The sequence below is a fragment of the Neisseria mucosa genome, assembly GCF_013267835.1.
Taxonomy (GTDB): Bacteria; Pseudomonadota; Gammaproteobacteria; order Burkholderiales; family Neisseriaceae; genus Neisseria.
The window spans coordinates 1,942,552-1,954,669 of record NZ_CP053939.1 but is presented as its reverse complement, the minus strand read 5'-3'; the positions used below and the strand labels follow the sequence as shown (position 1 = coordinate 1,954,669).

The 12,118-nt window shown below is 52.4% G+C and carries 15 protein-coding genes; 11 read left to right on the top strand and 4 right to left on the bottom strand.

Annotation, left to right across the window (positions count from 1 at the left end; translation table 11 throughout):
- The first annotated feature begins 1 nt into the window (after nucleotide 1).
- The 10 genes from mlaD (at nucleotide 2) to cysS (ending at nucleotide 7,064) form a co-directional block, all read left to right on the top strand.
- Complete coding sequence (mlaD, locus tag FOC66_RS09340; RefSeq protein ID WP_003748012.1) at nucleotides 2-496, top strand: outer membrane lipid asymmetry maintenance protein MlaD; 495 nt, start codon at nucleotides 2-4, stop codon at nucleotides 494-496.
- 32 nt (nucleotides 497-528) lie between these two features.
- The gene (locus tag FOC66_RS09335) at nucleotides 529-1,119 is read left to right on the top strand and encodes an MlaC/ttg2D family ABC transporter substrate-binding protein (protein WP_003748010.1); all 591 of its coding nucleotides are present in this window, start codon (nucleotides 529-531) and stop codon (nucleotides 1,117-1,119) included.
- 62 nt (nucleotides 1,120-1,181) lie between these two features.
- Nucleotides 1,182-1,460 carry an STAS domain-containing protein gene (locus FOC66_RS09330; RefSeq protein WP_036493932.1) on the top strand — a complete coding sequence of 93 codons (279 nt, stop codon included), beginning with the start codon at nucleotides 1,182-1,184 and terminating at the stop codon, nucleotides 1,458-1,460.
- Nucleotides 1,457-2,284 carry an MlaA family lipoprotein gene (locus tag FOC66_RS09325; protein WP_003748007.1) on the top strand — a complete coding sequence of 276 codons (828 nt, stop codon included), beginning with the start codon at nucleotides 1,457-1,459 and terminating at the stop codon, nucleotides 2,282-2,284. The genes FOC66_RS09330 and FOC66_RS09325 overlap by 4 nt, the downstream gene beginning before the upstream one ends.
- Before the next feature lie 114 nt (nucleotides 2,285-2,398).
- The gene (locus FOC66_RS09320) at nucleotides 2,399-2,761 is read left to right on the top strand and encodes a hypothetical protein (RefSeq protein ID WP_003681812.1); all 363 of its coding nucleotides are present in this window, start codon (nucleotides 2,399-2,401) and stop codon (nucleotides 2,759-2,761) included.
- Entirely contained in the window at nucleotides 2,761-3,144 is a 384-nt protein-coding gene (locus tag FOC66_RS09315) for an acyl-CoA thioesterase (protein ID WP_003748005.1), read from the top strand. The genes FOC66_RS09320 and FOC66_RS09315 overlap by 1 nt, the downstream gene beginning before the upstream one ends.
- Nucleotides 3,141-3,629 (top strand): peroxiredoxin family protein, encoded by a 489-nt coding sequence (locus tag FOC66_RS09310; protein WP_003748004.1) that lies wholly within the window; start codon nucleotides 3,141-3,143, stop codon nucleotides 3,627-3,629. Before FOC66_RS09315 ends, FOC66_RS09310 begins: the two co-directional genes overlap by 4 nt.
- A gap of 143 nt (nucleotides 3,630-3,772) precedes the next feature.
- Entirely contained in the window at nucleotides 3,773-4,927 is a 1,155-nt protein-coding gene (gene obgE / locus FOC66_RS09305) for a GTPase ObgE (RefSeq protein ID WP_003748002.1), read from the top strand.
- Between the two features lie 145 nt (nucleotides 4,928-5,072).
- Nucleotides 5,073-5,564, top strand: coding sequence for a hypothetical protein (locus tag FOC66_RS09300; RefSeq protein ID WP_036493930.1), 492 nt, complete (start codon nucleotides 5,073-5,075; stop codon nucleotides 5,562-5,564).
- 78 nt (nucleotides 5,565-5,642) lie between these two features.
- Entirely contained in the window at nucleotides 5,643-7,064 is a 1,422-nt protein-coding gene (gene cysS / locus FOC66_RS09295; protein ID WP_003747999.1) for a cysteine--tRNA ligase, read from the top strand.
- Nucleotides 7,065-7,163: 99 nt separating this feature from the next.
- Here the strand turns inward: cysS and FOC66_RS09290 are convergent, their stop codons facing one another.
- Together FOC66_RS09290 and FOC66_RS09285 are read right to left on the bottom strand one after the other, a co-directional pair.
- Nucleotides 7,164-7,769 carry a nitroreductase family protein gene (locus FOC66_RS09290; RefSeq protein WP_003747998.1) on the bottom strand — a complete coding sequence of 202 codons (606 nt, stop codon included), beginning with the start codon at nucleotides 7,767-7,769 and terminating at the stop codon, nucleotides 7,164-7,166.
- Nucleotides 7,770-7,784: 15 nt separating this feature from the next.
- Nucleotides 7,785-8,180, bottom strand: a complete 396-nt coding sequence (locus tag FOC66_RS09285) for a DoxX family protein (RefSeq protein ID WP_003747996.1) — start codon at nucleotides 8,178-8,180, stop codon at nucleotides 7,785-7,787.
- A 128-nt stretch (nucleotides 8,181-8,308) separates the two neighbouring features.
- Between FOC66_RS09285 and FOC66_RS09280 the strand changes: the two genes are divergently transcribed.
- The gene (locus FOC66_RS09280) at nucleotides 8,309-9,199 is read left to right on the top strand and encodes a LysR family transcriptional regulator (protein ID WP_003747995.1); all 891 of its coding nucleotides are present in this window, start codon (nucleotides 8,309-8,311) and stop codon (nucleotides 9,197-9,199) included.
- Nucleotides 9,200-9,256: 57 nt separating this feature from the next.
- Here FOC66_RS09280 and FOC66_RS09275 read toward each other — a convergent pair whose 3' ends face one another.
- A complete protein-coding gene (locus tag FOC66_RS09275) occupies nucleotides 9,257-9,598 on the bottom strand; it encodes a hypothetical protein (RefSeq protein WP_003683849.1) in 342 nt (113 codons plus the stop codon).
- A gap of 200 nt (nucleotides 9,599-9,798) precedes the next feature.
- Nucleotides 9,799-12,072, bottom strand: a complete 2,274-nt coding sequence (locus FOC66_RS09270) for a Tex family protein (protein WP_003747992.1) — start codon at nucleotides 12,070-12,072, stop codon at nucleotides 9,799-9,801.
- Nucleotides 12,073-12,118: the final 46 nt, after the last annotated feature.

Here is a 12,118-nt window from a genome sequence, read left to right as displayed (position 1 = left end):
CATGAAAAAAAATGCTTTGGAATTTTGGGTAGGACTGTTTGTCTTATTGGGCGCGGCCGCCATCGGCTTTCTCGCCTTCCGCGCCGCCGGCGGACAATCGTTCGGCAAATCCTCTCAAACCTACACCGTCTATGCCGATTTCAGCGACATCGGCGGCTTAAAAACCAACGCGCCGGTCAAATCCGCAGGCGTACTGGTGGGCCGCGTTGCCTCTATTCAGCTCGACCCTAAATCCTATCAGGCAAAAGTCGCCCTCAATCTGGACAGCCAATATCAGTTCAGCAGCGACGTTTCCGCACAAATCCTGACTTCAGGCCTGTTGGGCGAACAATACATCGGCCTGCAGCAAGGTGGCGATACCGATTCTTTGGCGGCAGGTGACACCATTACCGTCACCAGCTCCGCCATGGTTTTGGAAAACCTTATCGGCAAATTCATGACCAGCTTTGCCGAGAAAAACGCAGATGGTGAATCTGCCGGTCAAAACAAACAATAAACACATATCCACTCAATATTCAGGACACTCTCATGAAAAAAACTTCTTTCATCAGCGCATTAAGCATCGGCGTATTAAGCATCAGCATGGCATTTGCCGCACCTGCAGACGCAGTTAACCAAATCCGTGAAAATTCCGTTCAAGTGCTGAAAATCCTCAACAGCGGCGATGCCAATACCGCACGTAAAAAAGCCGAGGCTTACGCCATCCCTTACTTTGACTTCCAACGCATGACCGCTTTGGCCGTCGGCAACCCATGGCGCACTGCGACTGACGCACAAAAACAAGCATTGACCAAAGAGTTCCAAACCCTGCTGATCCGCACATACTCCGGCACCATGCTGAAATTCAAAAACGCCAAGGTCAACATCAAAGACAACCCGGTCGTAAACAAAGGCGGTAAAGAAATCGTCGTCCGCGCTGAAATCAACGTTTCCGGCCAAAAACCGGTCAACATGGACTTCACCACCTACCAAAGCGGCAGCAAATACCGCGCATACAATGTCGCAGTAGAAGGCGCAAGCTTGGTTACCGTATACCGCAACCAATTCGGCGAAACCATCAAAGCCAAAGGCATCGACGGCCTGATTGCCGATTTGAAAGCCAAAAACGGCGGTAAATAATCCACCCCACACCATGCCGCCTGATGTTCAGACGGCATGGTGCCTTACATCATCAAAACACCATGCAAACAGAAATCCGCAACGGCACGCTCTACATCAGCGGCGACGTTACCGTCAAAACCCTGACTGCCTCCGCCTTTGCGCGCTACGAACAACAATGCCGTCTGAAAGAAACAGACAGCATAGACTTCAGCCAAGTAGGCAAAGCAGATTCCGCCTGCGTTTCCCTGCTGCTCAACGCTCTGCGCCGGACAGACAAAAAACCGACCATTCAAAATATTCCCGATTCCGTCCGCGCACTGGCCGAACTTTACGAAATCAAAGACTGGTTGCAATCATGAAAAAAACCACCGCTTCCCTCTGCCTTCTCATCAGCCTTGCCTCCGCGCCCGCACTGGCCGAACGCAATCCGGCCGACCCTTATGAAGGCTACAACCGTACCGTTTCCAAGTTCAACGACAAAGCAGACAAATACGTCCTTTCCCCTGTCGCACGCGGTTATCGCAAAGTAACGCCCAAACCAGTGCGTACCGGCGTGATCAACTTCTTCAACAACCTGCGCGATGTCGTCAGCTTCGGCAGCAATGTTCTGCGCCTTGACGTCAAACGCGCCAGCGAAGACCTCGTCCGCGTCGGCATCAACACCACCTTCGGCCTTGGCGGTTTAATCGACGTAGCCGGTGCAGGCGGCGTACCCAGCAATAAAAACACCCTCGGCGACACCTTCGCCTCATGGGGCTGGAAAAACAGCAACTACTTCGTTGTCCCCCTGTTCGGCCCATCTACCGTACGCGATACCATTGGCAACGCCGTTACCACCGTCTACCCAGTTAAAAACGCCGTCTTCCACACCAGAGCAGGACGCTGGGGCACAATCGGCCTGCAGGCCATCAACACCCGTGAAGAACTGCTCGACCTGACCGACAGCCTCGAAGGCGCAGCCATCGACAAATACAGCTACACACGCGACCTTTACATGAAAGTCCGCACCCAACAAACCGGCGGCACGCTCCCTCAAAGCGAAGACGACAATATCGACATCGATGACTTGGTGGACAGCAACACCACTTCCGAACCGGTAGCAGCACCCCAATCCGCTCCGGCAGAAATCCCCGATACAGCCAATCCCCAAACCCTGTATCAAACACCATCAGAAAACCTCTGATTGCTCCCAAAAATAAAGGCCGTCTGAAATTCAGACGGCCTTTATCCCCCAAAAGATAGCCAGTCCACCACCTTTGCTATATCATTCAACTATACAGAAACCAAGGAAAACACCATGTACGAAGTCAACCGCAGCGTCTTCCTGCTTATCCCCCTCGATCCTTTTTGGAACTGGCTGAAATCCCTACCCGGCAATCACCTTGACGGCCTGACGCTTGAAGATATCCAAGCTGATGCCAATTCCTACCTCGTTCGCCCGTGCGAAACTGCCGACGAAGTATGGGACGAAATCGAAGCGCGCTTTGAAGACATTTTTGCTGCCGAATTGGCCGACTGGTGCGAAGACGAAAGCGAATGGCCGGACTTGGACGCTGACATTTTCAACGAATGGTTCGACATCCAACTCTCCACCGTGATTACCGACCTCGAACACGAACCCATCGCACGTGAAGAGTTCCAACCCATCAATCTCAACTGATGAAACTGACCGTCCGCAACTACCACCTCGACGGCTACGGCCACGTCAACAATGCGCGCTACCTCGAATTTCTCGAAGAAGCGCGCTGGACGTTTTTTCAAGAGCATGACCTTCTGTCCGAACTCAAAGGCATCATGCTCGTTGTTGCACGCGTTGATATCCGCTACCGCCGCCCGTCGCTTGAAGGCGATGTTTTAACCTTTACAGGCCGTCTGAAAGACATCGGCACACGCCACATCATCCTCAGCCAAACCGCGACCCTGCCCAACGGCAAAGCCGCCATTGAAGCCGAAGTTACCCTTATGCCCGTCAGCAGCGAAAGCGGCCGCAGCATCAGTGTTCCCCAAACCTTAGCACACGCAATTCAAAACCTTACATCATGAAAAAAATACTCACACTCCTCATCGTTGCCACGATTGGCGCGCTTCTTACCTTCGTCCTTATCCCCAGCAACAAAGCCGCCCCTGATTTCGCCCTGCCCGATCTGCAAGGCAAAACCATTACCAACGCCGATTTAAAAGACAAAGTTACCCTCATCAACTTCTGGTTTCCCTCCTGCCCCGGCTGCGTGAGTGAAATGCCTAAAATCATCAAAACCGCCCAAGATTATCAAGGCAAAAACTTCCAAGTCCTCGGCATCGCCCAACCCATTGACCCTATCGAAAGCGTCCATCAGTACGTCAAAGACTACGGCCTTCCCTTCACTGTCATGTACGATGCCGACAAAACTGCCGCGAAAGCCTTTGGCACACAGGTTTACCCGACTTCCGTCCTGATCGACAAAAACGGCAACATCCTCAAAACCTACGTCGGCGAACCCAATTTCTCCCAACTCTATCAAGAAATCGACCAAGCCCTCGCCCAATAAATCCAAGGCCGTCTGAAACCATATTTCAGACGGCCTAAAACCGAAATATCCTTTATAATAAGCAACATTTTATCCGTTCAGACACCAAGCTCCTCTATTAACAAAGGCCGTCTGAAACAACCGAATACCCATAAGAGAACATCATGAAATTTATCGACGAAGCAAAAATCGAAGTCGCCGCAGGCAAAGGCGGTAATGGCGCAACCAGTTTCCGCCGCGAAAAATTCGTACCCCGCGGCGGCCCTGACGGCGGCGACGGTGGCAAAGGCGGCAGCGTTTGGGCAGAAGCCGACGAAAACACCAACACCCTCGTCGAATACCGCTTCGTCAAACGCTACCAAGCCAAAAACGGCGAAAAAGGCCACGGCTCCGACCGCTACGGCGCAGGTGCAGACGACATCGTCCTCAAAATGCCCGTCGGCACCCTTATCCGCGACCTCGACACCGACGAAATCGTCGCCGACCTCACTTATCACGGCCAGCGCGTCTGCCTCGCCAAAGGCGGCAAAGGCGGCTTGGGCAACATCCACTTCAAATCCTCCGTCAACCGTGCCCCAAAACAATCCACGCCCGGCGAAGAAGGAGAGACCCGCTCCCTGCAACTCGAGCTTAAAGTCCTCGCCGATGTCGGCTTATTAGGCATGCCCAACGCCGGTAAATCTACCCTGATTACCGCCGTATCCGCCGCACGCCCCAAAATCGCCAACTACCCCTTCACCACCCTGCATCCAAACTTGGGCGTCGTGCGCATCGACGAAAACCACAGTTTTGTCATGGCCGACATCCCCGGCCTGATTGAAGGCGCGGCAGAAGGCGCAGGCCTCGGCCACCGCTTCCTCAAACACTTATCGCGCACCGGCCTGCTGCTGCACGTCGTCGATTTGGCCCCTTTCGACGAAACCGTCAACCCCGCCGAAGAAGCCCTCGCCATCATCAACGAATTGCGCAAATACGACGAAGAACTCTACGACAAACCGCGCTGGCTGGTGCTGAACAAACTCGACATGCTTGACGAAGAAGAAGCCCAAGCGCGTACAGCCGCTTTCCTCGAAGCCATCGGCTGGGACTACCCGAAACCAGACGACCGCTTCCAATTCGACATGGAAACCCCGCGCCTCTTCCAAATCAGCGCCCTGACCCACCAAGGTACGCAGGAATTAGTACACCAAATCAACCAATACCTGACCGAGAAAAAACGCATCGAAGCCGAAAAAGCAGAAGCGGAACAGGCAGCGGCAAAAGCTGAAATTGCCGAGCAGCAGCCTAAAACAGATACTGGCGTGTTTAAGCCGGAGTAAAAATTTCAGACGGTCTATTGGATAGAAAGGTCGTCTGAAAACATATCAACCGTATCGTGTGGGTGTAAACCTACCATGCAGATCAAGATACAAAAATATTACTTAATGAGGTATAACAGCCCAAGCCATTTAACAAAGGAAAACTATGTTAAAAAAAATTTCTATTTTTATTCCGATAAGCTTATTAGCTGCTTGCTCAACTATCTTACAAACAAATTCATATCAAGCCAACGGCGATACTTTTGTAACGCCCAAAAACTGGATACTGATTGATACACATGACAATCTACCTGCATATTTACTCTCGGAAAGCCTAGAAAAATCCGTACTCACTCTACCAAACAATAAAACAGTTGTTTATTTAAGTGGAATAGTTATTACGCATTTTAATGAGGGAGGAAAAATCCATTCTTTATCTTCCCATATGATTATCGAAGATTGCCAACAACCACAGCTAACCTCTTTAGGAGGATTAGCTACGCAATATGAGCAACCTTTACTCAGAGGTAACTCTACGCTAACAGAATCTAAACTACCATTATCATTGAAAAAAAAATCACATGCTATTGCGTGCGAATATGCACAAAAGCATAATGTGCCGACTGAAAAAATCACATTACCAACAAAGAAACAATAAATTATCTGTTTTTCCCATTTCAATAAAGCATACTTCTAATGCCCTAATGCATAACTTTTTTATCCAATACCAAACACCATGACCACCATCTACAACACCCTAACCCGTCAAAAAGAACCCTTCTCCCCCATCGATCCTAAAAACGTGCGTATGTACGTTTGCGGCATGACTGTTTACGACTATTGCCACTTAGGCCATGCCCGAGTGATGGTTGTGTTTGACATGATTGCCCGTTGGTTGCGCGAGTGCGGTTATCCGCTCACTTATGTGCGCAATATTACCGACATCGACGACAAAATCATCGCCCGTGCGGCTGAAAACGGCGAAACCATCGGCGATCTGACTGCGCGTTTCATTCAGGCTATGCACGAAGATGCCGATGCTTTGGGTGTGTTGCGTCCCGACATCGAGCCGAAGGCAACAGAAAACATCCCACAAATGATTGCCATGATTGAAACCCTGATTCAAAACGGCAAGGCATATCCTGCCGCAAACGGCGACGTTTATTACGCCGTGCGCGAGTTTGCCGCTTACGGTCAATTGTCGGGCAAATCGTTGGACGACCTGCGCGCAGGCGAGCGCGTGGAAGTGGACGGTTTCAAACGCGATCCGCTTGATTTTGTGTTGTGGAAAGCGGCCAAAGCAGGCGAGCCGGCATGGGAAAGCCCGTGGGGCAATGGCCGTCCGGGTTGGCACATCGAATGCTCTGCCATGAGTGAAAACCTGTTCGGCGATACTTTCGACATCCACGGCGGTGGCGCGGATTTGCAGTTCCCGCACCACGAAAACGAAATCGCCCAAAGTGTCGGCGCGACAGGGCATACCTGCGGCCATGACCACGCGCAAACCCACCACGGTCAAAGCATTGCCAGCCATGTCAAATACTGGCTGCACAACGGCTTCATCCGCGTGGATGGCGAAAAAATGTCCAAATCGTTGGGCAACTTTTTCACCATCCGCGAAGTGTTGAAACAATACGACCCCGAAGTCGTGCGCTTCTTCATCCTGCGCGCCCACTACCGCAGCCCGCTGAACTACTCCGACGCGCATTTAGACGACGCAAAAGGCGCGCTGACCCGCCTGTACACCACGTTGAAAAACACACCGGCGGCTGAGTTTGATTTATCTGAAAACGCCAACGACTACACCAGCCGTTTCTACGCTGCCATGAACGACGATTTCGGTACGGTCGAAGCGGTTGCCGTGTTGTTTGAGCTGGCAGGCGAAGTGAACAAAACCAATGATGCAAACCTTGCCGGCTGCCTGAAAGCTTTGGGCGGCATCATCGGCCTGCTGCAACGTGATCCGATTGAGTTTCTGCAAGGTGGTGCGGTTTCAGATGGCCTCTCCAACGAAGAAATCGAAGACTTAATCGCCCGCCGCAAACAGGCACGTGCGGATAAAAACTGGGCGGAATCCGACCGTATCCGCGACCTTCTGAACGAACACAAAATCATTCTGGAAGACAACGCCGGCGGTACAACTTGGCGCCGCGGTTGATTTCATGGCATAGATAAAAGGCCGTCTGAAACTGTTTTCAGACGGCCTTTTTAATTTTGGTATTTCAAAAAACACCCTTTATTTAAAACATCATTTCATTTATGCGCCGAATACTTTCAGACGGCCTTCGATTGGTTGGAAGGCTTTTTCGCCGGCAGGAACCGCGATACCGCCAATCACCATTTGCGCACGCAACAACCAGCTTTCCGGCAGGTTCCATTCTTTGGCAATGGCCGCATCAGGCAGCGGATTGTAGTGCTGCAGATTGGCGCCGACACCGGCAGCCGCCAATGTTGTCCACACAGCATATTGAACCATAGCATTTGCCTGATCCGCCCAGATCGGGAAATTGGCCGCATAAGATGGGAACTGCTCTTGCAAGCCTTTGACAACATCTTGATCTTCAAAGAACAAAACTGTCGCCGCGCCTGCTTTAAACAAGCTCAGTTTTTGCGCAGTGGCTTCAAACTGCTCGGCAGGAACAACCGCACGCAACGCTTCTTCAACAAAATGCCACACTTTGGCATGTTCTTCGCCAAATAATACGACCACTCGGGCAGATTGCGAATTGAAAGAAGACGGCGTATGCAAAACGGCGTGTTCGATGATTTTGGTGACTTCCTCATTGGACAGAGGCAGGGTGTTGTTCAATGCATAGATAGAACGACGGGTTTCAGCAGCTTGTTGCAAAACAGAATAAGTCATGATCTTTTCCTTAAATTAATCTTTATCTTTACCAAAAACGCTATCCAAAGCCCACGCTCCGCCGCCGACTACTGCCAGATACAAAAACACGAAACAGAACAAAACGGCAGATTCACCCTGGTTGGCCAATGGAAACAATACATTACCAGAAGACGCATGCGCCATAAAGTAGGCGACTGCCATCTGGCCGGACAAAACAAACGCGGACGGACGCGTAAACAGGCCCAATATCAATAAGATACCGCCGACAATTTCCAAAATACCGGCCACCAGCATCAAACCTTCAGGCGCGCCGCCCATGGACATCGGAAAACTGAAAAACTTGGCCGTGCCATGCAGCAAAAACAGATACGCCGTCACAATGCGCAAGACGGACAATACAACAGGTTGGAATGATTTGAGGGCTGACATCTTCATAATCCTTATTTTAATGGCTACCTGAAAGAGGTAGGGAGCAATTTCAATAAGTGCAGTATAGATAATTCTCAGTAAGAGATATATACTCGAATTATTGATACAACGTTTCCTAATAAGAAATCATGGACACCCTATTCAGCCTGAAAGTTTTCCGCCAAGTTGTTCAAAGCGGCAGTTTTACCCGTGCCGCTGATCAGCTCGACATCTCCACAGCCATGGCCAGCAAACACGTCAGCCATCTGGAAAACACCATACAAGCCAAGCTCTTACACCGCAACAGCCGCAACCTTCATCTAACCGAAGCAGGCGAAGAATACTACCGCCAATGCAGCTACGCGCTGGATACCTTGGACACCGCCGCCCAAAAAGCGGCAGGCGGTGCCGACACGCCGCAAGGTATGTTGCGCGTTACCATGCCCTTGTGGTTTGCAGGCGGCAACATGAGCACATGGTTGGCCGAATACCGCCAGCGTTATCCCAAAGTCACGCTCGACCTCGTCCTCGACAACCGCCATATCGACCTCATCGCCGAAGGTTTCGACCTCGCCTTGCGCGTTTCCAAAACCCCCTCCCCTTCGCTGATCGTCAAACCACTGGCCAAAATCGAATTCGTCCTACTTGCCGCACCCGACTACCTTGCCCGGCACGGTACACCCGATACACCCGAAGCCGTCATGCGGCACCAAGCCATCCTGCCTTCCTATACCAGTCAACAAAACTGGGAAATTACCCACCGCCAAACCGGAGAAAAAGCCATTCTCCATCTCTCCCCCGTTATCCGCAGCGACAACACGCTGATGATACGCGAGCTGATTAAAGCAGGCGCAGGCATAGGCTATCAGCCCCTTTGGGCGGTCCAGCAGGAATTGAAGGACGGCACATTGGTCCAACTCCTGCCTGATTACACCATCTGGACAGACCAACTGAACGCCACCTATGTCGACAGGGCCTTTCTCAGCGCGAAAGTGCGCAGCTTTATCGACTTTTTCAATGAAAAAATATCGGAAGGATAAACATCAAGGCCGTCTGAAACACTTTTCAGACGGCCTTTAATCAAAGCAACAATCCAATCAATAATTGGTCGAGCAGAACTGTTCGCGTTTGTCCGCATCGGCGGCATAGCATGTCAAACCCATGCCTGACGCATTGCTGTTGTTCGCTTTCGCACCCGGTTTTTTGTTCACCAAAACCTTACCGTTTTTACCGATTTCAACGGTTACGCCTTTACCGTTTTTCAGCTTCCATTTCAACACTTGCGCATCGGCACTTTGGCACTTACTGACCGTACAGCCGCCTTCTGTCGCAACATTACCGTTTTTATAAATCACGCACTGCTGCTGGCTGTCGGTACAGGCCGCATAGGCCGCAACGGAGAAACAGGAAATCAGCGCGGCAAACAAAACAGGTTTCATGGTTTGAACTCCTAAGGTTGTGATGATGGGTTTGTAATATTTGGAACTATACGCTTGTTTGCATGTGCCTACTACAAAATGTATCGGTAAGATTCAATAGACGCAGCACTATATCCACTCCATCAATTATCTAATCCGTCCTATACGATAAAGGCCGTCTGAACATCACTTCTCAGACGACCTTCAATTGGTTTTCTACCTTACCGCTTCAACTTCGCAAACGCATCCGCCATCGCCGAATTGGTCGGGGCTCGCTCGTTGCGTTGGGGTTTGCGGTCGCGGCGTTCCTGATGTCGGGTTTCAGACGGCCTGTTGCTTTTGGCTGCGCCGCCCGCTTCGTCATCCAGGCGCATAGTCAGCGCGATGCGTTTGCGTGCGGCGTCGACTTCCAGCACTTTCACTTTCACCACGTCGCCGGCTTTCACCACTTCGCGCGGGTCTTGGACGAATTTATTGGACAGGGCGGAGATGTGCACCAAGCCGTCCTGATGGACGCCGATGTCCACGAATGCGCCGAAGTTGGCGACGTTGGAGACCACGCCTTCGAGTATCATGCCGACTTGCAAGTCGCTGATTTCGTGGATGCCTTCGGCGAAGGAGGCCGTCTGAAACTCGCCGCGCGGGTCGCGGCCGGGTTTTTCCAGTTCGGACAGGATGTCCAGAATGGTCGGCAGGCCGAAGCGTTCGTCGATGAAGTCGGACGCTTTGATTTGCTTGACGCGCTCGCGGTTGCCGATGAGTTCGGCGGCGGTAATACCTTGTTGCGCCAGCATTTTGGCGACGATGGGATAGGCTTCGGGGTGGACGGCACTCGCATCCAGCGGCTCTTTGCCGCCGTTAATCCGCAAAAAGCCCGCCGCCTGCTCGAAGGTTTTTTCGCCCAAACGCGGCACTTTCAGTAATTTTTTGCGGCTGTCGAATGCGCCGTTTTCATCGCGGTAGGCGACGATGTTTTGGGCAAGGGTCTGATTCAAACCGGAAATCCGCGCCAATAGCGGGGCGGAAGCGGTGTTCACGTCCACGCCGACGGCGTTCACGCAGTCTTCGACCACTGCGTCCAGCGATTTGGCGAGCTGGCTTTGGTTCACGTCGTGCTGATACTGGCCCACGCCGATGGATTTGGGGTCGATTTTGACCAGTTCAGCGAGCGGGTCTTGCAGCCTACGGGCGATGGACACCGCGCCGCGCAGGGAAACGTCCAAGTCGGGGAACTCGCGCGCCGCCAGTTCGGACGCGGAATAAATCGACGCGCCGGCTTCGGAGACGACGATTTTGTGCAGCCCCATTTCCGGCATTCCGCGCACCAGTTCGCCCGCGATTTTGTCGGTTTCGCGGCTGGCGGTGCCGTTGCCGATGGCGATGAGCTTCACGCCGTGTTGTTTAATCAGGCGTGACAGCGTTGCCAACATATTGTTTTCTTGGTGCAAATAGACGATGACGGTATCCAGCAGCTTGCCCGTGTCGTCCACCACGGCGCATTTCACGCCGTTCTTGTAGCCGGGGTCGAGACCCAAAGTCGTCAGCCGTCCGGCAGGCGCGGCGAGCAGCAAGTCTTTGAGATTGCGGGCGAACACGGTAATCGCATCAGTATCGGCGGCTTCTTTCAAACGATTTAGGGCTTCAAGTTCCAACGACAAAAAGATTTTTGCGCGCCAAGTCAGGCGCACGGTATCGCGTAGCCATTTGTGGCCGTCTGAAACCTTGAAGTGGCGGGCGATGAGTTGCTCGTATTCGCTTTGCTGGGTAATCGGCGTGTCATCGGGTTGGTATTTGAGCGCGATGTTCAACACGCCTTCGTTGCGGCCGCGCAAAACCGCCAGCGCGCGGTGGCTGGGCATGGTGCGGACGGGTTCGCGGTGATCGAAATAATCGCTGAATTTTTCGCCTTCGGTTTCTTTGCCTTCAATGACTTGCGCGTGGATTTCGGCTTCGTTCCACAGCTTGTCGCGCAGCGTACCGATGAGTTCCGCGTCTTCGGCAAACTGCTCCATCAGAATCGCGCGCGCGCCGTCCAGCGCGGCTTTGGTGTCGGGAACGTTTTCGTTCAGGTAGCCTTGCGCGGCCGCTTCCACGTCCTGCGGCTGCTCAGCAAGCAACATATCCGCCAGCGGCTGCAAACCGTGTTCGCGCGCGATTTGCGCTTTGGTGCGGCGTTTGGGTTTGTAGGGCAGATACAGGTCTTCCAGCGCGGTTTTGTTGTCGACGGCTTCGATTTGCGCCCTGAGGTCGTCTGAAAGCTTGCCTTGCTCTTCAATGCTTTTTAAAACAACAGCTTTGCGCTCTTCCAACTCGCGCAGGTATTGCAGCCGCTCGGCAAGCTGGCGCAACTGCGTATCGTCCAGCCCGCCCGTGGCTTCCTTGCGGTAACGCGCGATAAACGGCACGGTCGCACCGTCGTCTAAAAGCTCAATGGCGGCATTGATTTGCGCGGTAGTGGCGGAGAGTTCTTGGGAAAGAATTTGAGTAATGTTCATCAATAGAATTCCAACGGACAGGCCGTCTGAAATTTCAGACGGCCTG

What these genes read in the sequence shown, in the direction of transcription:
- mlaD (WP_003748012.1), top strand. Translation starts at nt 2, where the DNA reads ATGAAAAAAAATGCTTTGGAATTTTGGGTAGGACTGTTTGTCTTATTG.
- FOC66_RS09335 (WP_003748010.1), top strand. Translation starts at nt 529, where the DNA reads ATGAAAAAAACTTCTTTCATCAGCGCATTAAGCATCGGCGTATTAAGC.
- FOC66_RS09330 (WP_036493932.1), top strand. Translation starts at nt 1,182, where the DNA reads ATGCAAACAGAAATCCGCAACGGCACGCTCTACATCAGCGGCGACGTT.
- FOC66_RS09325 (WP_003748007.1), top strand. Translation starts at nt 1,457, where the DNA reads ATGAAAAAAACCACCGCTTCCCTCTGCCTTCTCATCAGCCTTGCCTCC.
- FOC66_RS09320 (WP_003681812.1), top strand. Translation starts at nt 2,399, where the DNA reads ATGTACGAAGTCAACCGCAGCGTCTTCCTGCTTATCCCCCTCGATCCT.
- FOC66_RS09315 (WP_003748005.1), top strand. Translation starts at nt 2,761, where the DNA reads ATGAAACTGACCGTCCGCAACTACCACCTCGACGGCTACGGCCACGTC.
- FOC66_RS09310 (WP_003748004.1), top strand. Translation starts at nt 3,141, where the DNA reads ATGAAAAAAATACTCACACTCCTCATCGTTGCCACGATTGGCGCGCTT.
- obgE (WP_003748002.1), top strand. Translation starts at nt 3,773, where the DNA reads ATGAAATTTATCGACGAAGCAAAAATCGAAGTCGCCGCAGGCAAAGGC.
- FOC66_RS09300 (WP_036493930.1), top strand. Translation starts at nt 5,073, where the DNA reads ATGTTAAAAAAAATTTCTATTTTTATTCCGATAAGCTTATTAGCTGCT.
- cysS (WP_003747999.1), top strand. Translation starts at nt 5,643, where the DNA reads ATGACCACCATCTACAACACCCTAACCCGTCAAAAAGAACCCTTCTCC.
- FOC66_RS09290 (WP_003747998.1), bottom strand. Translation starts at nt 7,769, where the DNA reads ATGACTTATTCTGTTTTGCAACAAGCTGCTGAAACCCGTCGTTCTATC.
- FOC66_RS09285 (WP_003747996.1), bottom strand. Translation starts at nt 8,180, where the DNA reads ATGTCAGCCCTCAAATCATTCCAACCTGTTGTATTGTCCGTCTTGCGC.
- FOC66_RS09280 (WP_003747995.1), top strand. Translation starts at nt 8,309, where the DNA reads ATGGACACCCTATTCAGCCTGAAAGTTTTCCGCCAAGTTGTTCAAAGC.
- FOC66_RS09275 (WP_003683849.1), bottom strand. Translation starts at nt 9,598, where the DNA reads ATGAAACCTGTTTTGTTTGCCGCGCTGATTTCCTGTTTCTCCGTTGCG.
- FOC66_RS09270 (WP_003747992.1), bottom strand. Translation starts at nt 12,072, where the DNA reads ATGAACATTACTCAAATTCTTTCCCAAGAACTCTCCGCCACTACCGCG.